Source organism: Brevundimonas sp. (assembly GCF_046299535.1).
Classification (GTDB): domain Bacteria; phylum Pseudomonadota; class Alphaproteobacteria; order Caulobacterales; family Caulobacteraceae; genus Brevundimonas.
In genome coordinates, this window is record NZ_JBKBIB010000006.1 from 99537 (window position 1) to 120060 (window position 20524).

General features: G+C 68.5%; 18 protein-coding genes. 11 read left to right on the forward strand and 7 right to left on the reverse strand.

All coding sequences use genetic code 11. The features are described from left to right. Positions 1-45: 45 nt before the first annotated feature. Positions 46-2166 (reverse strand): M3 family metallopeptidase, encoded by a 2121-nt coding sequence (locus ACK4FB_RS06360; RefSeq protein WP_409749330.1) that lies wholly within the window; start codon positions 2164-2166, stop codon positions 46-48. Between the two features lie 175 nt (positions 2167-2341). On the opposite strand from ACK4FB_RS06360, the gene ACK4FB_RS06365 reads away from it, so the two are divergent. After that, positions 2342-3193: a glutamate racemase gene (locus ACK4FB_RS06365; RefSeq protein WP_409749333.1), complete on the forward strand. Its 852-nt coding sequence runs from the start codon at positions 2342-2344 to the stop codon at positions 3191-3193. Positions 3194-3238: 45 nt separating this feature from the next. Here ACK4FB_RS06365 and ACK4FB_RS06370 read toward each other — a convergent pair whose 3' ends face one another. Then, positions 3239-3769, reverse strand: a complete 531-nt coding sequence (locus ACK4FB_RS06370) for a carboxymuconolactone decarboxylase family protein (protein ID WP_409749336.1) — start codon at positions 3767-3769, stop codon at positions 3239-3241. A 227-nt stretch (positions 3770-3996) separates the two neighbouring features. After that, positions 3997-4551 (reverse strand): peroxiredoxin, encoded by a 555-nt coding sequence (locus tag ACK4FB_RS06375; protein ID WP_292106024.1) that lies wholly within the window; start codon positions 4549-4551, stop codon positions 3997-3999. A 211-nt stretch (positions 4552-4762) separates the two neighbouring features. Here ACK4FB_RS06375 and ACK4FB_RS06380 point away from each other — a divergent pair, with 211 nt between their 5' ends. The 3 genes from ACK4FB_RS06380 (at position 4763) to ACK4FB_RS06390 (ending at position 7451) form a co-directional block, all read left to right on the forward strand. Continuing rightward, the gene (locus ACK4FB_RS06380; RefSeq protein ID WP_409749339.1) at positions 4763-5662 is read left to right on the forward strand and encodes a hydrogen peroxide-inducible genes activator; all 900 of its coding nucleotides are present in this window, start codon (positions 4763-4765) and stop codon (positions 5660-5662) included. 98 nt (positions 5663-5760) lie between these two features. Beyond that, a complete protein-coding gene (locus ACK4FB_RS06385) occupies positions 5761-6966 on the forward strand; it encodes a divergent polysaccharide deacetylase family protein (protein WP_409749342.1) in 1206 nt (401 codons plus the stop codon). Beyond that, complete coding sequence (locus ACK4FB_RS06390) at positions 6966-7451, forward strand: RNA pyrophosphohydrolase (RefSeq protein ID WP_409749345.1); 486 nt, start codon at positions 6966-6968, stop codon at positions 7449-7451. Before ACK4FB_RS06385 ends, ACK4FB_RS06390 begins: the two co-directional genes overlap by 1 nt. A 3-nt stretch (positions 7452-7454) precedes the next feature. Here the strand turns inward: ACK4FB_RS06390 and rph are convergent, their stop codons facing one another. Further along, the gene (gene rph, locus ACK4FB_RS06395; RefSeq protein ID WP_409749348.1) at positions 7455-8171 is read right to left on the reverse strand and encodes a ribonuclease PH; all 717 of its coding nucleotides are present in this window, start codon (positions 8169-8171) and stop codon (positions 7455-7457) included. A 121-nt stretch (positions 8172-8292) separates the two neighbouring features. Between rph and hrcA the strand changes: the two genes are divergently transcribed. Beyond that, complete coding sequence (gene hrcA / locus ACK4FB_RS06400; RefSeq protein WP_409749351.1) at positions 8293-9378, forward strand: heat-inducible transcriptional repressor HrcA; 1086 nt, start codon at positions 8293-8295, stop codon at positions 9376-9378. Further along, complete coding sequence (gene grpE, locus ACK4FB_RS06405) at positions 9375-10004, forward strand: nucleotide exchange factor GrpE (protein ID WP_409749354.1); 630 nt, start codon at positions 9375-9377, stop codon at positions 10002-10004. Before hrcA ends, grpE begins: the two co-directional genes overlap by 4 nt. A 7-nt stretch (positions 10005-10011) precedes the next feature. Here grpE and ACK4FB_RS06410 read toward each other — a convergent pair whose 3' ends face one another. The 3 genes from ACK4FB_RS06410 to ACK4FB_RS06420 form a co-directional block, all read right to left on the reverse strand. After that, a complete protein-coding gene (locus ACK4FB_RS06410; protein WP_409749534.1) occupies positions 10012-12060 on the reverse strand; it encodes a S8 family peptidase in 2049 nt (682 codons plus the stop codon). A 304-nt stretch (positions 12061-12364) separates the two neighbouring features. Continuing rightward, positions 12365-13249: a dienelactone hydrolase family protein gene (locus ACK4FB_RS06415; protein ID WP_409749357.1), complete on the reverse strand. Its 885-nt coding sequence runs from the start codon at positions 13247-13249 to the stop codon at positions 12365-12367. A gap of 72 nt (positions 13250-13321) precedes the next feature. Then, the gene (locus ACK4FB_RS06420; RefSeq protein WP_409749360.1) at positions 13322-13954 is read right to left on the reverse strand and encodes an alpha-ketoglutarate-dependent dioxygenase AlkB family protein; all 633 of its coding nucleotides are present in this window, start codon (positions 13952-13954) and stop codon (positions 13322-13324) included. A gap of 226 nt (positions 13955-14180) precedes the next feature. On the opposite strand from ACK4FB_RS06420, the gene dnaK reads away from it, so the two are divergent. The 5 genes from dnaK to ACK4FB_RS06445 all read left to right on the forward strand — a co-directional run bounded on the left by dnaK (position 14181) and on the right by ACK4FB_RS06445 (position 20519). After that, positions 14181-16097: a molecular chaperone DnaK gene (dnaK, locus tag ACK4FB_RS06425; protein WP_409749363.1), complete on the forward strand. Its 1917-nt coding sequence runs from the start codon at positions 14181-14183 to the stop codon at positions 16095-16097. 194 nt (positions 16098-16291) lie between these two features. After that, positions 16292-17485: a molecular chaperone DnaJ gene (gene dnaJ / locus ACK4FB_RS06430; RefSeq protein ID WP_409749366.1), complete on the forward strand. Its 1194-nt coding sequence runs from the start codon at positions 16292-16294 to the stop codon at positions 17483-17485. Further along, entirely contained in the window at positions 17482-18231 is a 750-nt protein-coding gene (dapB, locus tag ACK4FB_RS06435; RefSeq protein WP_409749369.1) for a 4-hydroxy-tetrahydrodipicolinate reductase, read from the forward strand. Before dnaJ ends, dapB begins: the two co-directional genes overlap by 4 nt. Positions 18232-18547: 316 nt before the next feature. Beyond that, positions 18548-19840, forward strand: a complete 1293-nt coding sequence (locus ACK4FB_RS06440) for a polyhydroxyalkanoate depolymerase (protein WP_409749537.1) — start codon at positions 18548-18550, stop codon at positions 19838-19840. Continuing rightward, complete coding sequence (locus ACK4FB_RS06445) at positions 19794-20519, forward strand: M48 family metallopeptidase (protein ID WP_409749372.1); 726 nt, start codon at positions 19794-19796, stop codon at positions 20517-20519. Before ACK4FB_RS06440 ends, ACK4FB_RS06445 begins: the two co-directional genes overlap by 47 nt. Positions 20520-20524 lie beyond the last annotated feature (5 nt).

Genomic DNA, 20524 nt, shown 5'->3' on the forward strand with positions numbered 1-20524 from the left:
CCGCCGGATCACTCCGACGGGCCTGATTTCACGCGTGCTGCACGTCTAGTTCGTGGGGAAACCACGGGTGCGCAGCAGCGCCGTCACATCCGGATCCCGCCCCCGGAACTGACGGTACGCCTCGCCCCGGTCGGTGGTGTTGCCCGGCGCAAGGATGATTTCCTTGAAGCGGCGCGCCGTTGCCGGATCGAACGGGTCCCCCGTCTCCTCGAACGCCGCCCAGGTGTCGGCGTCCATCACTTCCGACCAGAGGTACGAATAGTACCCGGCCGAATAGGCGTCCGAGGTGAACAGGTGATTGAACTGCGGCAGGCGGTGCCGCATCACGATCTGGCGCGGCATGCCGATGCGGGCCAGACTTTCCCGCTCGAAGGCGGCCGGATCGGTGACCGGCTCGGCGCGGTTGTGCAGGTCCATGTCCACCAGGGCCGAGGAGAGATAGCTGACCGTGTGATAGCCTTGGGCGAAGGTCGAGGACTCCTCGATCCGGTCCAGAAGCGACTGGGGCATGGCCTCGCCGGTCTCGTGGTGGCGGGCGAACTGATCCAGGATCGGGCGGGTCAGAACCCATTTTTCGTGCACCTGGGAAGGATACTCCACGAAATCGCGGGGCGTGCCGCCGAGGCTGGGATAGTTCACCGTCGACAACAGATAGTGGATGCCGTGGCCGAACTCGTGGAACAGGGTCTCGGTGTCGTCCAGCGAGATCAGCAGCGGCTCGCCCGCCGGCGCCTTGATGAAGTTGTTGTTGTTGGAGGCCAGCACATTGCGCTCGCCGTCGATGGTCGAGTGGCTGCGGTAGGTGGTCATCCAGGCGCCGGACCGTTTGCCGGACCGGGCGAAGTCATCCGAATAGAACAGGCCGATATGGCGACCGGAGTCGCGATCGGTGACCTCGAACACCTCCACGTCCGGATGGAATACCGGCACCGTCCCGGCGGGCAGGGCGGTGAAGACCATGCCGTACAGTCGCTCGGCCATGTAGAACATGCCGCGCTTCATGGCGTTCAGCTCGAAGTACGGCTTCAGGTCGTTCTGATCCAGATCGTAGCGTTCCTTGCGGACCTTCTCGAGGTAGTACAGGTAGTCCCACGGCTCGATCTCGTGGCCGGCCATGCGGGTCATCTCGGCCACTTCCTCGCCGACGCGGGCGACGGCCGGCGGCCAGACCCGGTTCATCAGTTCCATGGCCGCTTCGGGGGTGCCCGCCATGGTGTCCTGCATGCGCCAGTGGGCATGGGTCTCGAAGCCCAGCAGGCGGGCGCGCTCGGCGCGCAGGCGCAGAATTTCCGCGATCGTCGCCTTGGTGTCGTTGGCGTCGCCGTTGTCGCCCCGGTTGACGAACTTGCGCCAGATCTGCTCGCGCATGGCCCGGTCGTCGCCGAAGGACAGGAAAGGATCGACCGCCGAGCGCGTGTTGACGATGACCCATCCGGGCAGGTCGCGGGTGCGCGCAGCCTCCGCCGCCGCAGACTTGTTGGAGTCCGGCAGACCCGCCACGCTGGATTCTGCAGTGATATGTGTAAAGAGCTGCTCGTCGGCCACCACCTTCTGCTGGAAGTCGGTGAAGGCGGTGGACAGGGCCTGGTTGATGCGACCCAGTTCAGCCTTGCCCGCGGCGTCCAGGGCGGCGCCGTTGCGCACCAGGGCGTCGTGACGGCGTTCGACCACACGGGCCTGCTCAGCCGTCAGGCCGGCGGATGCGGCGTTCTGATGAACGGTGCGGATGCGCTGGAAAAGCGCCTCGTTGAAGGTGATCTCGTCGCTGGCGGCCGACAGGATCGGCGACATCTCGCGGTTCAGGGCCTGATAATCGGACGAGCCGATGTTGCCGATCATCACGCCGAAAATCGAGGAGGCGCGCTGGATATGCTGGCCGCCCCGCTCCATCGGCAGGATGGTGTTGTCGAAGGTTGCGGGCTCGGGGTTATTGACCACGGCGGCCACCTCGGCGCGCATCTGTTCGATGCCCTTGTTCAGGGCGTCGCGCAGCAGGTCCGGTGTCACCTGATCCCACGGCGGCACGCCCTGGTACGGCCCCGGCCACGGGTCAGCCAGCACGTTGCCGGTGCGGATTTCCGGACCGGCGGCTGCGTAAGGCGTGGTGGCGCAGGCCGTGACCGCGAGCACGCCCGCGCTGGTGAGGATCATCTGCCGTCTGTTCATGAGAACTCCCGTTATTTCAGGCCGCCCGGCGCAAGACATGCGCGCCGTTCAGGGCCTTTCGTGACCGGCACATTATCAGCCTGCGCCTGACCGTCACCTGAACATGATCTAATGAAGGCCCGTCGCCACCGCCGCAAGCCTGTTCGGTCTGGGGAAATCCGGCTAAAGCCCGGCCATGGCCATTGGTGTTTTCGATTCAGGCGTCGGCGGGCTGACCGTTCACCGCGAACTGGTGAACCGGTTTGCGAGCGCCGATTTCATCTATCTGGCCGATCAGGCCCACGCCCCCTACGGGGGGCGCGGCGGCGAGGAGATCGTCGACCTGACCCGCGAGGGATGCCGGCGCCTTTTCGATGCGGGGGCGTCGGTGGTCATTCTGGCTTGCAACACCGCCTCGGCCATCGCCCTGCGCCGCCTTCAGCAGACATGGATACCCCAGGAGCGTGAGCGTCTGGGCCGCCCGATCAATGTGCTGGGGATCATCGTGCCCACCATCGAGGCGGCCACCGGTCTGCCCTGGAGCTACGAGGCCGAGCCCCGGGAAGAAAAGATCGAGGCCATCGCCGTCACCGGGGTGTTCTGCACCGCCGCCACGGCCATGAGCCGGGTCTACGAGATCGAGATCGACAAGCGCCGCGAGGACATCGCCGTCTTCACCGAGCCCTGTCCCGGCCTGGCCGGCCTGATCGAGCTGGGCGCGCCGGCCGAGGAGCTGGAAGTGGTGGTCCGCGACCACGTGGACGCCCTGCGCCGCCGCATCGGCCGCCATCCGGACAAGGCCGTGCTGGGCTGCACCCACTATGAAATCGTGGCCGAGGTGTTCAAGGGCGCCCTGCCCGAAGGGGTGGAGCTGATCCACCAGCCCACCGCCGTGGCCGACTCGCTGGAGCGGTATTTCGCCCGCCACCCGGACTATGACATCGGGAACACGGGCCGCCGCACCTTCCTGACCACCGGCATTCCCGGCCCCCAGTCGGCGCTCGTCAGCCAGTTCTGGGGCGCGCCCCTGACCTTCGACGCGGCCTGACGGCCGGCGGCGGAGACGGGCGACCCGTCTCCGCCAGGGACCGGATCAGGCGCGCGCGGCCTCGGCGGTGGCCACCCGCCCGGCCGCGTTCATCAGCGAGGCGATGCGCAGGGCGGCCTGGACCTGGGTGTTGGCCACGCCGTGCTTCTTCAGCTCGCCCTCGTGGGCGTCCAGACAGGCGCCGCAGCCGTTGATGGCCGACACCGCCGCGGACCACAGCTCGAAGTCGAGCTTCTCCACGCCCGGGTTGGCGATGATGTTCATGCGCAGGCGCGCCGGCAGGGTCTGATACTCGCTGTTTTTCATCAGGTGCAGCGAGCGGTAGTAGATGTTGTTCATGCCCATGATCGCGGCGGCCGCGCGGGCCGCGTCTGCGGCCTCGGGAGTCAGCTTGTCGGCCACCAGCGCCTCGGTCGCCCGGACCACCGGCGCCGACCCCACCGCATGGGCGCAGGCCAGGAACGTGCCCCACTTCTGCTGGTCGTTCAGCAGGGTCTCGTTGGCCAGTGAGCTGAGGTTCAGCGAGATGTCCTTGGCGTAGGACGGCATCAGGTCGCGCAGGGCGTCGATGGACATGAAATTCTCCGTTGGGGGCTACCGCTCGCGGCGCGGCCGCTCGCTGCTTGAGCCCCATGGTTTGTGCGGCTACCGCTCGCGCCGCGGGCGCTCGCTACTTGAGCCGCAGCGCATGAACGCGCTCAAGCAGCGAGACGCCGCGCGTCGAGCGGTAGCGCCCTTAAAAAACAAGCAGCGTAAAGGCGGCGACATCGCGCCGCCGCCTCCACACGCTCAGTTCGCCGTCTTTACGCGGCGAGCGTTTCGCCGCCGACCGGGCGGTTGCAGGCGCACAGCTCGTCGGTCTGCAGGGCGTCCACCACACGCAGGGTGTCGGCCGGGGCGCGACCCACGTTCAGGTTGGTGACATAGACGTGTTGCACGACGTTGTGCGGGTCCACCACGAAGGTGGCGCGCAGGGCCACGCCCTCGTCCTCGTTCAGCACGCCCAAGTCGCGGGCGAACTTGCCGCCGTTGTCCGCGAAGGACCAGATCGGCAGTTTGTCCAGGTCGGCGTGGTCGCGGCGCCAGGCCAGCTTGACGAACTCGTTGTCGGTCGAGCCGCCCAGAACCACCGTGTCACGGTCCTCGAAATCGCGGGCCAGCTTGGCGAATTCCGCGATCTCGGTCGGGCACACGAAGGTGAAGTCCTTGGGATAGAAGAAGATCACCTTCCACTTGCCCTCGAAGCTGTCCTGGGTGATCGGCTCGAAGGCCGACACGCCGTTCTCTTCGTGGTTGTTGAAGCCGGGCTTCACGCCGACCAGTTTGAATTCAGGCAGTTTTGCACCGACGCCGAGCATCAGGTTTCTCCGTTGCTTTTGTTTCGATTGATCGTCGGGGGAGGTGACGACCGCAGTTGCGAAGTGACCTGTGCGGCGCACAAAGTCAAACTGTCATGACGACGCATCCCCATAAGATTTATCTATAGGCGGCATAAGAGCGGACCCGCCTTCGACATAAACAGGCGCGATGACTTTTGCTCTTCTCATAGAAAGGGCCTATGCCGCAGCGATGCTCCCCACCCTGCGCCAGCTCCAGTATCTGAAACTTCTCGCCGAGCATGGCTCGTTCAGCCGCGCGGCCGAGGCGGCGCATGTCAGCCAGCCCGCCCTGTCCGCCGGCGTGCAGGAACTGGAGAAGGTGCTGGGAGCCCCTGTGGTCGAACGCACGCGGGGCGCGGTCCAGCTCACCGCCGTGGGCGCGGAGGCCGTCAAGCGCGCCGAGGACGTGCTGGCCCGCACCGAGGATCTGGTCGAGGCCGCCCGCAACGCCGGCAAGCCGCTCTCCGGACGCTTCCGGCTTGGGGTGATCCCGACGATCGCGCCGTTCCTTCTGCCCGCCACCCTTCCGCGGTTGAAAGCCCGGCACCCGGCCCTGCGCCTGTTCCTGCGCGAGGATCTGACCCCGCGTCTGGTGGCCCAGCTGAAGGCCGGCCAGCTGGACGCCGCCGTAATCGCCCTGCCTTATGAGGCGGGAGGCATCGACCACGCGCGCATCGGCTTTGACGAGATTCTCGCCGCCGCCCCCGCCGGCCACCCGGTCGCCAGCGCCGAGACCCTTCAGGCCAGCGACCTGAAACAGTCCGACCTGATCCTGCTGGAGGACGGCCACTGTCTGCGAGATCAGGCCCTGGCCGCCTTCGACATCGACGCCCCGCGCGGCGCCGATGTCTTCGCCGCCAGCTCACTGCACACCCTGGTGCAGATGATCGACGCCGGTCTGGGCGTCAGCTTCCTGCCCGGCATGGCGGTTCGCGCCGGCCTGACCGAGGGGTCGGGCGTGGTCACCCGGCCCATGTCGGCGCCCGGCGACGGACCCGCGCCCCGCCGCGAGATCGTGGTGGCCTGGCGCGCCGGCTCCAGCCGGGCGGCCGAAGCGCGCATGCTGGCCGAGGCGTTGAAGCTGGACTGATCTCCTCGTCATGGTGAACGGCCCGTTAGGCTTTCTTAACCGGGGGTCTGCGACCATGGAGCTCCAGAGTTCGCCAAGCCGAGTCCGCAGGCCCGCGCATGTTCGCAAAACGTCAGTCCGCCCTGGCCGCTACAGCCGGAACGGCTCCCCGCCGCCGTGCGGGCCTGAACCGGTCCGCCGCGCTGACTTTTGTGCGTAGCCCGGTCGTGGCCGTGATCGGCGCCCTGATCCTGATGGTGGGGGCAGGAGCCCTGTTCATCGCGGTTCTGGGCGATCCGACGGCGGGCACGCCCTCCGCGCGCGCCTCCCTCGACCGTCCCGAGACCGTCGCGACCGCCCCGCCCACGGGCATGGAGGCCTTCACACTCGATACACTGGGCCTGTACCAGGATCTGACCGCCCCGGGCTTCGCCCTGGATGACGAGGGCGCGCCGATCACCGGCGAGGCGCTGATCACCCTGCCGGACGGCGCCACCGCCGCCGGGGGCGCGGCCATCACCGCCCCGCGCCGCCCGCCTGCCGACCCGCTGCCCGCCGCTCCAATCGCCGGGCTCAGCCAGCCCGGCCCTAACGGACCGCTGCCCGTCATCAACGCCGATGGCCGCACCCCGGCCCAGGCCTACGCCCGCCCCTTCCGTCCCAACGGCCAGCCGCGGGTGGCCCTGATCGTGGGTGGTCTGGGCCTGAACGCCGTCACCACCCGCGCCGCCATCGAGCGCCTGCCCGCCGAGGTCACCCTGTCCTTCGTGCCCTACGCCGAGGGCCTTCAGGGCTGGATCGACCTGGCCCGCGCCCACGGCCACGAGGTGCTGATCGAGATTCCCATGGAGCCCCAGGGCTATCCTGACAACGATCCGGGCCCCTACACCCTGCTGGCCAACGCCGGGCCCGACGACATCCGGCAAAGGCTCGACTGGCTGCTGGGCCGGGCCAGCGGCTATTTCGGCGTCACCAACTATCTGGGTGAGCGCTTCGTCGCCTCCGACGGCGGCATGGCCGCCTTCCTGGGCGTCATGCGCAGCCGGGGCCTGGCCTTCGTGGACGACGGCTCCGCCCGCCGCCGCCCCGGCGCCTACGCCCGCGCCAGCGCCGACCGCATCATCGACGAGGTCCAGAGCCCCGCCGCCATCGTGGCCCAACTCAACGCCCTTGAAGCTTCAGCCCGCGAGAACGGCGATGCTCTTGGGACCGGCTTCTCCTATCCGGTGACGGTGGAGGCGGCCGCCCGCTGGGCTGACGGCCTGTCGGACCGGGGGCTGCAACTGGCCCCTGCCTCGGCCATGACCCGCCGGCCCGGCCGCTAGTGGCCGACCTGTCGCTCTACCGGCCCAATGTCGGGGTGGTGCTGTTTCATCCGGACGGCCGCGTCTGGCTGGGCCGCCGCGCAAAGACCCCCGAGCCCTGGTGCTGGCAGTTTCCGCAGGGCGGCGTCGACGCCGACGAGGTCGAGCGCAGCGACTGGGAAGCCGCCGCCCGCCGCGAATTGCTCGAAGAGACCGGGGTCCGCTCCGCCGACCTGCTGGCCGCCACCGACGACTGGATCACCTACGACTTCCCGCCCGAGGCCTCCGGCGCGAAGATCGCCCGGGGCTGGAAAGGCCAGAAACAGAAGTGGTTCGCCCTGCGCTTCACCGGCGACGAGGCCGAGATCGACCTTGAGGCCCATCCGCCCATCGAGTTCGAGAGCTGGCGTTGGGGCCGGCTGGACGAAGTCTGCGGCCTCATCGTGCCGTTCAAGCGCCCGGCCTACGAACAGGTGGTCGCCGCCTTCGCCCGCTTCGCCGCCTGAGCCTTACCGCCCCAGCGCGGCCCGCTGCAGGGCGAACAGTTCGGCGCAGCCGCTTTCGGCCAGAACGAACAGGCGATCGAACTCCGCCCGGCTGAAGCCGCGCTTCTCGCCCGTGGCCTGGATTTCCACGATGTCGCCCGATCCGGTCAGGACGAAGTTGGAATCCGCCTCGGCGTTGGAATCCTCCTCATAATCAAGGTCCAGCACCGGCGTATCCTTGAACACGCCGCAGGACACCGCCGCCACCTGGTCCAGAATGGGATCGGTCTTCAGCACGCCCTCGTCCTTCAGATAATTCAGGGCCGAGGCCATGGCGACCCAGGCGCCGGTGATGGCGGCGGTGCGGGTGCCGCCGTCGGCCTGGATCACGTCGCAGTCGATCAGCACCTGCCGCTCGCCCAGCGCCTTCATGTCCACCACCGCCCGCAGGGAGCGGCCGATCAGGCGCTGGATTTCCTGCGTCCGGCCCGATTGCTTGCCCGCCGCCGCCTCTCGCCGGCCCCGGGTGTGGGTGGCGCGCGGCAGCATGCCGTACTCCGCCGTGACCCAGCCCTGCCCCTTGCCGCGCAGCCACGGCGGCAGGCTTTCCTCCACCGAGGCGGTCACCAGAACCTTCGTGTGGCCGAAGCTGACCAGGCACGAGCCCTCTGCGTAGCGGTTGACCCCGGTCTCGAGGGTGACGGGACGAAGCTGTTCGGGCGTGCGGTCAGACGGGCGCATGGGTCTCGCTTAATCGTATTGGAAGTGATCGCCCGGAGGCTTATCCTGAAAGGGTGAGCCTGTCCCGCCCCGAAGCCATGAAATCCATTTGTCCGCAGCCCCCTGCAGGGAAGGCACGGTCATGAGCCTGTTCGCCCCCTCCGCCCCGCTGACCGTGCTGGACGACCGGGCGCGCGATATCTTCCGCCGCATCGTCGAGACCTATCTGGAGACAGGCGAGCCGGTGGGCTCGCGCACCCTGTCCCTGAGCGGGGTGTCCCTGTCGCCGGCCTCCATACGCAACACCATGCAGGATTTGACCCTGGCGGGCCTGCTGCACGCCCCCCACACCTCGGCCGGACGGGCGCCCACCCACGCGGGCCTGCGCCTGTTCGTGGACGGCCTGCTGGAGATCGGCGACGTCAGCCAGGAGGAGCGCCGAGAGATCGACGCGCGTCTGGCCGTCCACAAGGGCGCGGCGGGCCGGGGCGGCTTCGAGGAGGCGCTGGACGCGGCCTCGTCCCTGTTGTCCGGCCTTGCGGGCGGCGCGGGCGTGGTGGCCAGCCCGGTGCGCGAGACCGGCGTGCGGCACGTGGAGTTCGTGGCCCTGGGCGAGGGTCAGGCCCTGGCGGTTCTGGTGGCCGAGGACGGCACGGTGGAGAATCGCCTGATGCCTCTGGCCGCCGGGGTCACGGCCTCGACCCTTCAGGAAGCCTCCAACTTCCTCAACGCCCGCCTCAAGGGCCGCCCCCTGCAGGAGGCGCGCAGCGAGATGAGCGCCGAGCTTCAGGCCGCCCGGCGCGATCTGAACGAGGCCGCCGCCCGGCTGGTGGAGGACGGCATGGCCGCCTGGTCCGGCGGACCGGACCGCGAGCGCGCCCTGATCGTGCGCGGCCGCGCCAATCTGCTGCAGGACCGCGAGGCGCTGGAGGATCTGGAGCGGGTGCGCGTCCTGTTCGACGACCTGGAGCAGAAGGAGCAGTTGATCGGCCTGCTGGACGGGGTCACCAACGCCCAGGGCGTGCGCATCTTCATCGGCGCCGAAACGAGACTGTTTTCACTTTCCGGTTCCGCCGTGATCGCGGCGCCCTATATGTCGGGGCGACAGCGGGTTCTGGGCGCCATCGGCGTGATCGGCCCCGCAAGACTGAACTACGCCCGTGTCATACCGTTGGTGGACTATACCGCCCGGGTGCTGGGCCGGATGCTGGACGGACAGGAAACGTGAGCGACACCTATAACGACCGAAACGACGCCGAAGCGCGCGACGAAGCCGACCTGAACGCCGAGGCGGGGCTGGACGCCGATCCCGCCCACGCGTTCGAACAGGAGGACGATCTGGGGCCCATCGACGCCCTGATCGCCGAACGCGACGAGTGGAAGGACCGCGCCCTGCGCGCGGTGGCCGAGGCCGACAACGTCAAGCGCCGCGCCGAGCGCGAGATGAATGACGCGCGCGCCTACGCCATCACCCGCTTCGCCCGCGATCTGCTGGGCGTGGCCGACAATCTGTCCCGCGCGCTGCAGGCGGCGCCCAGGGATAACACCGACGCCGCCGTGGGTGGTCTCGTCACCGGGCTGGAAATGACCGAAAAGTCGCTGCTGTCGGCCTTCGAGACCAACGGCCTGACCCGCGTGGCCCCGGAGGCCGGCGAGGCGTTCGACCCCAACCTGCATCAGGCCATGATGGAGCAGCCGTCGGACACCGTGGCCGCCGGCCAGGTCATCCAGACCATGCAGGCGGGCTACGCCCTGTTCGGCCGGGTCGTGCGCCCGGCCATGGTGGTGGTGGCTGCGCGCGGCTCGGGCGGCGGCTCGCAGGAGCCCGGCGCAAGGCTCGACGCCAGGGCCTGACCCCGCCTCAGAACTGTTGTCCCCATCGCGCCATGAAGCCATAGCCCAGCGGCGCGTTCCGGCGATGCAGTTCTTGCCGGATGATCACCGCTTCGAGCTGCACGGCCGAACCATCGGGAACGGCGTGCACGCTGCGCAGGGCCAGATCCGTCTGACGGCCGCTCGGGCTGGCGGAAAACGTGCGGCGGGAAAAGGTGACCGGATCGAAATAGTCATCCGGGACATCGGCGAGGATCGTGCTGAAGGCGCCGGTCTCGATCCGTAGCGGCTGGGAGAGCTCCAGCGCCAGGCTGCGGCACCCGAATCCGACCCGGAAACAGCGGGATGTGGCGCCCACCCGCCAGGTCGAACTGAGCGCGTTCCCCTCCAGCTGAAGCATTCGTCCCTCCATGACGGTGCGGCCCATCCCGCCTTCGCCCCAAAGGTCCAGACCGTAGCCCGTCCGCCAGCCCCATCCGAGCGACATGAACTGCGTGCGTGACGGCAGGGCGTAGGGCGACGAGGCCGGCATGAATCCCCCCAGCGGCGCCAGCCGTTCGTCCAGCGCGCCGCCTGAGACCGTCAGCCGCAGTTGCTCCCCGGTCCAGCCCGCCCCGACCCGGGCGTAGCTGGCGGCGTCCTCCTCCACCGGACGGAACATCATGCGCCGATCGCCCGATCCCGTCTCGGCGGAGAATGAAAATCGCCCGAAGGCCATGGCGCCGCGCACGGCCTGGTCGGCCTGGACCAGCGCCGCGAAACCGTCGCCCGCCCCCGTCCGGAAAGGCGCGCGGGCGCCGCCCATGCCGCTCCAGGCGTCGAGCGAAAGTCGGCCCGCCTGCACCCCGAACAGAATTTCCTGACGGTCTTCATGGCCCATCCAGGGGCCTTCGGACGGTGTGAAGCGCCGGCTTGCGGGTTCCCGTTCAGGCATATCGGCGGAGGCGGCGAAATTGAGCGTCACGCCTCCAGGAGCGTCCATGGTCAGACGTGTTGTGCGGGCCGGGGACGGGCTTGACGGCTGGAACGTGCGGCGCGGCGCCGTCGGCCAGGCCGCCCCCATGTTCACGCGGAACAGCCGCTGGTAGCTGTCATAGGCGATGGTGGCCAGTCCGGGCGCATCCGTCAGGGCGTCGCCGAAGGCGCCGCCGATGTGGGCCCCCGGCTCCATCCCGATCTCGACGTGGTCCCCGGCAGCCGAAGGCATGCTCGTCGTGCCGACGGGCTGGAACGCGCGCGCCAGATCCAGCAGGCCGCGCCCGTAGGTCTGGTCCACGCCAGCGGCGCCCAGATCACGGGCGGTTTCGAGAATGATAGCGATGGCGTCGGCGCCGCTCAGATTGGGAAAGGCCTGCAGCAGCAGGGCCAGCGCCCCCGCCACATGGGGCGCCGCAAAGGATGTCCCGTTAACACGCCAGCAGCCGGTTCCGTCGCAACCGGTGATCACCTGTTCGCCGGGCGCCACCACATAGCGACTGGCCGACACACCGGCTCGGTTGGAAAACCCGGAGATCACGTTGGCGGAATTGGTGGCGCCCACCACGATGACGCTGCCGGCGAAGCGCGGGTCCGTGGCGTATCTGCCCGGCCATTGCGGCGAGGAGCCGCCGTCGTTCCCGGCCGCAATGGCCAGAACCACACCCGCGTTGACCGCGCGTTGCATGGCCGCTTCGAAGGCGCCTCCGAGAGGCCCCTCCCCGCCGAGTGACAGGTTGATGACGCGCGCGCCGTTGGCCACAGCAAAATCCAGGGCGCGTACGAGGTCGCTGGAGCGAAAGCAGGCGGTGTCGTCGGGATCGTTGCAGTCGGAAATGTCGGCGCGGATCGACAGAATGGTGGATTCATAAGCCACCCCGATGGTGCCGAACCCGTTGAAGGCGGCGCCGATCACGCCGGAAACCAGGGTGCCGTGGTTGTCGGTCCCCTGCGGCGCGTTACGGCCGATGATCACATCGGTCGAGAGCGGAGAGATATTGTCCCTCAGGTCGTCATTGTTGAAATCAATCCCGGTATCGACGACGCCGACCGTTATGCCCCGCCCCGTCGCGCCCGCGTTGAACGCCTCTATCGCCCCGATCGCGCCGAGCCCGTAGTTCCGCTGGTATTCGGCGCTGTTCGGGTCGGGGGGCGCAGACGGAGGAGGGGGCGGCGGTGTCGGCGGGGGTGGTGGTGGAGGTGGAGGAGGCGGGGGAGGCGGGGGAGGCGGCGCGACGATTCCGCCTCCTCCGCCCCCGCCGCCGCAGGCGGCCATCGGAACCGCCAGAACAAGGGCCGCCAGGCAAGCGAGAAGACGCCTTCCGCCGTTTTCACCCCTCACAGGCATCTCCTCACGTCTTGCGCCCTCCTGACTGATCCGCCCCTTCCCGCAACAACACCCCGTGTCACCCGGCCAGGCGCTGGCCCAGGTGAACCAGCAGCCTGCTCCACGCCTCCCGGGCCGCCTCTGCGTCATAGCTGGGCCGGTAATCGGCATGGAAACCGTGCTGGACGCCGGGATAGACAATGATTTCGCTGTCCACGCGGCCCTCTCGCACCAGGGCCGCGCGCATCTGCTCGACCGAGGACAGAGGGATGCCGCGGTCATCCTCGGCGTACAGGCCGAGAACCGGCGCCTTGAGGTCGCCCGCAAGATCCACGGGCCAGGGCGCGCCCTGTCCCGGATCCCCGCCCTCCGCCGGGGCCAGACGACCATACCAGGCGACTCCCGCCTTGATGACGGCGAACCGGGCGGCCGCCTGCCAGACGACCTTGCCGCCCCAGCAAAAGCCGGTGATTCCCACGCGCGCGCTGTTCGCCCATATCTGCTGGTCCGCCCATTCCAGCGCGGCGGAGACGTCGCCCATGACCTGCTCGTAGCCGGCGGCGGCCACGATTTCCTGAATTCGCGTCATGTCGGTCAGCGGCGCGGGGTCCTCCGCCCTCACGAAGAAAGCCGGAGCGATCGCCGCATAACCCTCATTGGCCAGACGTCGACAAACATCCTGGATGTAGGCGTGCACGCCAAAGATCTCGGACACCACCACCACGACGGGGAAGGGCCCGTCCCCCTCTGGCCGGGACACATAGGCGGGCAGGTCGAAGCCGTCCGGGGCGGGCAGGGTCACCACCTCCGTCACCAGCCCAGCGTCACCGGTGACGACCGGTTCGGCGGATTGCGATACGGCCGCGCTGGCGTATCCCGCGAACAACAGCCCGCCCAGCAGGCGTCGGCTGATCTTGAAGTCTCCGGGCCTGGGGCCTTCAGGACGGATCAGGTTCACGCTCATGACGGATCTCCGGGCCGGCGCGGAAAACGCGACCTTGCCCCGCGCCGCGCTGCGGGTCGAATCACGAGCGGGTCAGGTCGCCCGGCGCAGGGTCAGGTTCATCCGTCCGCCGTCCGGCAGAAGACTGGACGATCCCCCCAGAATCCGGTCGATTCCATGCCGGGCCAGCCTTGCCTGTCCCGACAGCATGCACACGTCGCCCGAGGCCAGACGCACCGACCGCGTTCGCCCGCCCCCCGCCGCCCCGATCCGGAACACGGCCGTGTCCCCCAGCGAGACCGACAGCACAGGGGCCTCCAGATCCTTCTCATCCCGGTCCTGATGCAATCCCATGCGGGCGTCCGCATCATACAGATTGACCAGACAGGCGTCCGGCGGCTGCGGCCAGCCGGTCAATTCATGCCACAGGCTCAGCAGCACGTCCGGAATGGGCGGCCATGGCGCGCCCGTCTCCGGGTGTGTCGCCTGATAGCGATAGCCCGCCCGGTCCGAAACCCATCCCAGTGGTCCCAGATTGCTCATCCGCACCGAAAACGGCCGTCCGCCCGGCGTCACGGGCCGATACAGCGGCGCGGCCCGAAGCGCCGCGAGCACCTGATCCCGAAGCCGCGCCTGATCCGGCGCCGCAAGCCGTCCCGGCCAGAGGCGGAATCCGTCGAGGGCGTCGTCCGTCATCAGGGGCGCGGGGCGGGTCATCAAGCTCATATCGGCCCCATGCGATCTCGCGCCAAGCCCTTGCACCCCTTGCGGCCTTTCCCATATCCGACCGGAACGTGGACAAGACCCTATTCCTTTGAGGGAATTGTTCGCTTAAGGAGCCCCACCGCCGGTTCGCCCGGCAAGCCTACCAACCCACAGGGGGCGGTCACGCGCGGCGCTTGATCCAAAGGCCGCCGCACCGCCCGCCGATACGGAGTGAAATACAACGCCCATGAGCAAGATCATCGGCATCGACCTTGGCACCACCAACTCGTGTGTCGCGGTCATGGACGGCAAGAACCCCAAGGTCATCGAGAACGCCGAGGGCAACCGCACCACCCCTTCGGTGGTGGCGATCCAGGATGACGGCCAGTCCCTGGTGGGCCAGCCGGCCAAGCGCCAGGCGGTCACCAACCCCGAGAACACCTTCTTCGCCATCAAGCGCCTGATCGGCCGCAGCTATGACGATCCCGTCGTGGCGAAGGACAAGAAGATGGTCCCCTACGAGATCGTCAAGGGCCCCAACGGCGACGCCTGGGTGCGCGCCCACGGCAAGGACTATTCCCCCCAGCAGGTCTCCGCCTTCACCCTTCAGAAGATGAAGGAGGCCGCCGAGGCCTATCTGGGCGAGAAGGTCGAGAAGGCGGTCATCACCGTCCCGGCCTATTTCAACGACGCCCAGCGTCAGGCCACCAAGGACGCCGGCAAGATCGCCGGGCTGGAAGTGCTGCGCATCATCAACGAGCCCACCGCGGCCGCGCTGGCCTATGGTCTGGACAAGAACGACGGCCAGAAGATCGCCGTCTATGACCTTGGCGGCGGCACCTTCGACGTCTCGATCCTCGAGATCGGCGACGGCGTGTTCGAGGTGAAGGCCACCAACGGCGACACCTTCCTGGGCGGCGAGGACTTCGACCTGCGTCTGGTCGACTACCTGGCCGACGAGTTCAAGAAGGAGCAGGGCGTCGACCTGCGCTCCGACAAGCTGGCGCTGCAACGCCTGAAGGAAGAGGCCGAAAAGGCCAAGAAGGAGCTGTCCTCGGTCACCCAGTACGAGGTCAACCTGCCCTTCATCACCATGAACGCCTCGGGCCCGCTGCACCTGAACATCAAGCTGTCGCGCGCCAAGCTCGAAGCACTCGTCGACGACCTGATCCAGCGCAGCATCGAGCCGTGCCAGAAGGCCCTCAAGGACGCCGGCCTCAAGGCCTCGGACATCGACGAGGTGATTCTGGTCGGCGGCATGACCCGCATGCCCAAGGTGCAGGAGGCCGTGAAGGCCTTCTTCGGCAAGGAGCCGCACAAGGGCGTGAACCCCGATGAAGTCGTCGCCCTCGGCGCCGCCGTTCAGGCCGGCGTGCTGCAAGGCGACGTCAAGGACGTGCTGCTGCTGGACGTGACCCCCCTGACCCTGGGCATTGAGACCCTGGGCGGCGTGTTCACTCCGCTGATCGAGCGCAACACCACCATCCCCACCAAGAAGAGCCAGGTGTTCTCCACCGCCGACGACAACCAGTCGGCCGTGACCATCCGGGTGTTCCAGGGCGAGCGCCCCATGGCGGCGGACAACAAGATGCTGGGCCAGTTCGACCTGATGGGCATTCCCCCGGCGCCGCGCGGCATGCCCCAGATCGAGGTGACCTTCGACATCGACGCCAACGGCATCGTCAACGTCGGCGCCAAGGACAAGGCCACCAACAAGGAACAGTCGATCCGCATCCAGGCCAACGGCGGCCTGTCGGACGACGACATCGAGAAGATGGTCAAGGAGGCGGAAGCCAACGCCGCCGCCGACAAGGCCCGCAAGGAGCTGGTCGAGGCCCAGAACGGCGCCGACAGCCTGATCCACTCCACCGAGAAGGCCATGGCCGAGCACGGCGACAAGGTTTCCGGTGACGACAAGACCGCCATCGAGACGGCCCTGGCCGACCTCAAGGCCGCCCGCGAGGGCGACAACGCCGAAGACATCAAGACGAAGACCCAGACCCTGGTGCAGGCGTCCATGAAGCTGGGCGAGGCCATGTACGCGGCCCAGCAGGGCTCCGGCGAAGGCGCTGACGGCGCCCAGGCCGAGCAACCCGCCGACGACGGCGTGGTGGACGCCGAGTTCGAGGAAGTCTCGGACTCCGACGACAAGAAGAGCGCCTGAGCGGCGGTCTGACCGACCACGGCCCCGTTCGTCTCCCCATAGAGGCGAGCGGGGCTTTTTTCTGATCGCGGATGGCGATACCCCTGACCCCCATGCGGACATTGCATCCGTCGGGGCGGACACCATCTGAGGCATGACGACAGCGCCGGAGCCCTTCGGCGCGACGGGGCGAAACAAGGAATCGGGTACGCCTTATGGCGCGTGACTACTACGAAATCCTGGGCGTCGAACGCACCATCGACGCGGCCGGCCTCAAGGCCGCCTATCGCAAGCTGGCCATGGCGCACCATCCGGACCGCAACGGCGGGTGCGAGGACTCGGCCAGCAAGTTCAAGGAAATCAGCGAGGCCTACGGCGTCCTGTCGGACGACCAGAAGCGCGCGGCCTACGACCGCTTCGGCCATGCCGGGGTGAACGGCGGAGCGGGCGGCGGCTTCGGACGCGGCGGCGGCCAGGGCTTCCACGACATCAACGACATCTTCTCCGAAGTGTTCGGCGAGGCGTTCGGCGACGTGTTCGGCGGGGCCCGCTCCTCGCGCGGCGGACCGCGGCGGGGCTCGGACCTGCGGCACGATCTGGAGATCACCCTGGAGCAGGCCTATCGGGGCCTTGAGGCGGAGATCACGGTCCCCACCACGGCGACCTGCGAGACCTGCAACGGCTCCGGCGCCAAGGCGGGCAGCCAGCCGACCACCTGCGCCACCTGCGCCGGACAGGGCCGGGTGCGTCAGGCCAATGGCTTCTTCGCCGTGGAACGCACCTGCCCCCACTGCGGCGGCCAGGGCAAGGTCATCAAGGACCGCTGCGGCTCGTGTCATGGCCACGGCCAGGTGCGCAAGAACCGCACCCTGTCCCTCAAGATTCCGGCGGGCGTGGATGACGGCTCGCGCATCCGTCTGGCCGGCGAGGGCGACGTGGGCATGGGCGGCGGCCCGCGCGGCGACCTCTATGTCTTCCTGTCGGTGAAGCCACACGAACTGTTCGAGCGGGACAATCTGGACCTGCTGGTCACTGTGCCCGTGCCCATGACCGTGGCGGCGCTGGGCGGCGAGATCGAGGCGCCGTGCCTGGTATCCGAAGCCTGCGACGGCCAGTGCCGCGCCAATGTGAAGGTGCCGGAGGGCGCCGAGACCGGAAAGACCGTGCGCATCAAGGGCAAGGGCATGCCCCGGCTGGACGGCCGCGGCCGCGGCGACCTGGTGGTGGAGCTGTTCGTGGAGACGCCCCAGAACCTGACCGCCCGCCAGAAGGAGCTTCTGAAGGAGCTGGCCGAATGCTGCGGCGAGGCCCAGAACCCCCGCAACTCCGGCTTCGCCTCCAAGGCCAAGCGATTCTGGAGCGAGATCACCGGCAATGATGACGCGCCCCGCAAGGAAAGCGCGGCTTGAGCGGTGTGATCCATGTGGGCGTCTCGGGCGCCCGGGGCCGCATGGGCCGCGCCGTCGGCCAGGTGCTGGACGCGCGCGAGGATCTGGTGGTCGCGGCCCGCTTCGACCGGGGCGAGACCCCCGACCTGTCCCTGTGCGACGTGGTCATCGACTTCTCCACCCCTGAAGCCTCTGTCGAGCTGGCCCGCCATGTGGCCGGGCGCGGCGGCCCCGCGCTGGTGATCGGCTCCACGGGGCTGACCGACGAACAGGAAGCGGAGATCACCAGGGCGGCTGAAAAGGTCGCCATCGTGCGCAGCGGCAATTTCTCTCTCGGCGTCAACATTCTGGTGGGTCTGGTGGAGCGCGCCGCCGCCCGCCTGGACGCCGCCGACTGGGACATCGAGGTGCTGGAAAGCCATCACCGCAAGAAGGTGGACGCCCCCTCGGGCACCGCCCTGATGCTGGGCGAGGCCGCCGCCCAGGGCCGCCACGCCGACTTGGCCGACCTGCGCATCCCGGCCCGCGAGGGCATCACCGGCGAGCGTCCGGCCGGGGGCATAGGCTTCGCGGCCCTGCGCGCCGGCGGCGTCGTGGGCGACCACACCGTCCTGTTCGCCTCGGACGACGAGATCCTGACCCTCAGCCATTCGGCCATCGACCGCTCCCTGTTCGCCAAGGGCGCCGTGGCCGCCGCCGTCTGGGTCAAGTCCCGCAGTCCCGGCCTCTATGACATGCAGGACGTGCTGGGATTCCGCCAGGCCTAGGCCGCAACACCTCCCAATTCGCGACGCTGATCCCTTGCCACAGAACGGAAACGTCGCGGTTACACCCTTTTTCCGCCCCCCCGGTTCCCTCGGATCTATGATGGATCTCGACCTCGGTGAGCCGTCGATTTCGGACAATTCGGACAATTCGGACAGTGTTTTTCCGTCCCGGGTCCGAAATCGCCGACCGACCCGGTCGCCCTCCGTGGCGGGGGGCGGCGATGATTCATGATCGTTGATAATCTTTTTGCAGTGCAGCGCGTTTAATGCTCCGCTGATCCGTCTGGCCCGCGAGGGCCGTCATCCGTCCGGGCCCATGCTCTATACGCTTCACGAACTCGCCTATCAGTCCGCCGCCCCCATGCGACTGGGGGCCCAGATGATGCGGGAGTTCTGGTCCTCGCCGTTCAATCCGGCGTCCCAGACGGCCATGGGCCGCACCGCCTACGCCTCGGCCGAGCTGTTCGAGAGCGTGACCCGCCGCTACGGCAAGCCGGACTGGAACCTGGACGTGGTCAATGTGGACGGCCACCCCGTGCGCACGGTGCAGGAAGTGGTCTGGTCCTCGCCCTGGTGCCGGCTGATCCGCTTCACCCGCAACGAGGCCGACCTCAAGCGCGCCGGCAAGGCCATCAAGGCGCCCGCCGTGATGATCGTGGCGCCCCTGTCGGGCCACTACGCCACCCTGCTGCGCGGCACGGTGGAGACCTTCCTGCAGGATTTCGACGTCCACGTCACCGACTGGACCAACGCCCGTCAGGTGCCGGTGCTGGAGGGCCGTTTCGACTTCTTCGACTACATGGACCACGTGCGGGCCATGCTGGGCCAGATCGGCCCGCGCGCTCACGTGGTGGCCGTGTGCCAGCCCGGCCCGCCTGTGCTGGCCGCCGCCGCCCTGATGGCCGAGGACGAGGATCCGGCCCGCCCGGCCTCCATGATCCACATGGGCTCGCCCATCGACGCGCGCCTGTCCCCCACGGTCACCAACCAGCTGGCCGAGGAAAAGCCCTTCGCCTGGTTCCGCTCCAACATGATCCACACCACGCCCTTGCCCTATCCGGGCGTGGGGCGGCGGGTCTATCCGGGCTTCGTGCAGCTGTACTCCTTCATGTCCATGAACGAGGAACGGCACATGGACGCCCATCGCCGCTATTTCGAGCATCTGGTCGACGGCGACGGCGACAGCATCCAGAAACACCAGGAATTCTACGACGAGTATCTGTCGGTGCTGGACCTGAGCGAGGAGTTCTATCTCCAGACCATCGACATCGTGTTCCAGAGCCACCTGTTGCCGCGGGGCCTGCTCAAGCACGGCGAGCGGCTGGTGCGGCCGGAGGCCATCACCGACATCGGCCTGATGACGGTGGAGGGCGAGAACGACGACATCTCGGGCGTCGGCCAGACCCAGGCCGCCCACGGCCTGTGCCCCAACATCCCGGACGACCAGCGCCTGCTTTACGTCCAGCCGCAGGTGGGGCACTACGGGGTCTTCAACGGCCGCCGGTTCCGGGACGAGATCTACACCCGCGCCCGCGACTTCATCGCCGCCAACGAGGATCGCGTTGTTCGCAAAACCGCGCCCAGGGCACGGCGAAAAGCTGGAGATTGACGGCCTGCCGCTGCGCCTGTCGGTCAACCGGCGGGCGCGGCGGGTCAGTGTCCGCATCGACGCCCGCGCCGGCGAGGCGGTGGTCACCGCCCCCAGCGAGCGGGCCATGCCCCAGGCCATCGACTTCGCCCTCAGCCGCCGCGACTGGATCGCCGAACACCTCGCGAAACGCCCGGACAGCGCGCCCTTCGCGCCGGGCGCCGAGATCCTGTTCGGCGGCCGCCCGGTCCGTCTGATCGCGTCGGGCAACGCCGCCGCCGCGCGGCTGGTCCCCGATCACCCCGACGGCCCGGCCATCATCTCCGGCGGCGGGGACGACGCCTTCCACCGCCGGGTCGAGCGCCTGCTGCGCGCCGAGGCAAAGGCGGCCCTCACGGCCCGCACCCACGTCCACCTGGACCGTCTGGGCCTCAAGCCGGTGCGTGTCAGCATCGGCGACCCCGCCTCGCGCTGGGGCTCGTGCAGCCCGCACAACCGCTCTATCCGCTATTCCTGGCGGGTGGTCATGGCCCCGCCCGCGGTGCTGGACTATCTGGCCGCCCACGAGGTCGCCCATCTGGTCCATGCGGACCACAGCCCGGCCTACTGGTCCGTGGTCCACGGGCTGGTGGGCGATCACCGCCCGTTCCGCAAATGGCTGCGCGACCACGGTCCGGCCCTGCACGCGGCGGGCCGCTGAAACTT

Excerpts from the sequence above, each read along its gene's own strand:
- ACK4FB_RS06360 (WP_409749330.1), bottom strand. The coding sequence starts at position 2,166 with ATGAACAGACGGCAGATGATCCTCACCAGCGCGGGCGTGCTCGCGGTC.
- ACK4FB_RS06365 (WP_409749333.1), top strand. The coding sequence starts at position 2,342 with ATGGCCATTGGTGTTTTCGATTCAGGCGTCGGCGGGCTGACCGTTCAC.
- ACK4FB_RS06370 (WP_409749336.1), bottom strand. The coding sequence starts at position 3,769 with ATGTCCATCGACGCCCTGCGCGACCTGATGCCGTCCTACGCCAAGGAC.
- ACK4FB_RS06375 (WP_292106024.1), bottom strand. The coding sequence starts at position 4,551 with ATGCTCGGCGTCGGTGCAAAACTGCCTGAATTCAAACTGGTCGGCGTG.
- ACK4FB_RS06380 (WP_409749339.1), top strand. The coding sequence starts at position 4,763 with ATGCTCCCCACCCTGCGCCAGCTCCAGTATCTGAAACTTCTCGCCGAG.
- ACK4FB_RS06385 (WP_409749342.1), top strand. The coding sequence starts at position 5,761 with ATGTTCGCAAAACGTCAGTCCGCCCTGGCCGCTACAGCCGGAACGGCT.
- rph (WP_409749348.1), bottom strand. The coding sequence starts at position 8,171 with ATGCGCCCGTCTGACCGCACGCCCGAACAGCTTCGTCCCGTCACCCTC.
- hrcA (WP_409749351.1), top strand. The coding sequence starts at position 8,293 with ATGAGCCTGTTCGCCCCCTCCGCCCCGCTGACCGTGCTGGACGACCGG.
- ACK4FB_RS06415 (WP_409749357.1), bottom strand. The coding sequence starts at position 13,249 with ATGAGCGTGAACCTGATCCGTCCTGAAGGCCCCAGGCCCGGAGACTTC.
- ACK4FB_RS06420 (WP_409749360.1), bottom strand. The coding sequence starts at position 13,954 with ATGAGCTTGATGACCCGCCCCGCGCCCCTGATGACGGACGACGCCCTC.
- dnaK (WP_409749363.1), top strand. The coding sequence starts at position 14,181 with ATGAGCAAGATCATCGGCATCGACCTTGGCACCACCAACTCGTGTGTC.
- dnaJ (WP_409749366.1), top strand. The coding sequence starts at position 16,292 with ATGGCGCGTGACTACTACGAAATCCTGGGCGTCGAACGCACCATCGAC.
- ACK4FB_RS06440 (WP_409749537.1), top strand. The coding sequence starts at position 18,548 with ATGCTCTATACGCTTCACGAACTCGCCTATCAGTCCGCCGCCCCCATG.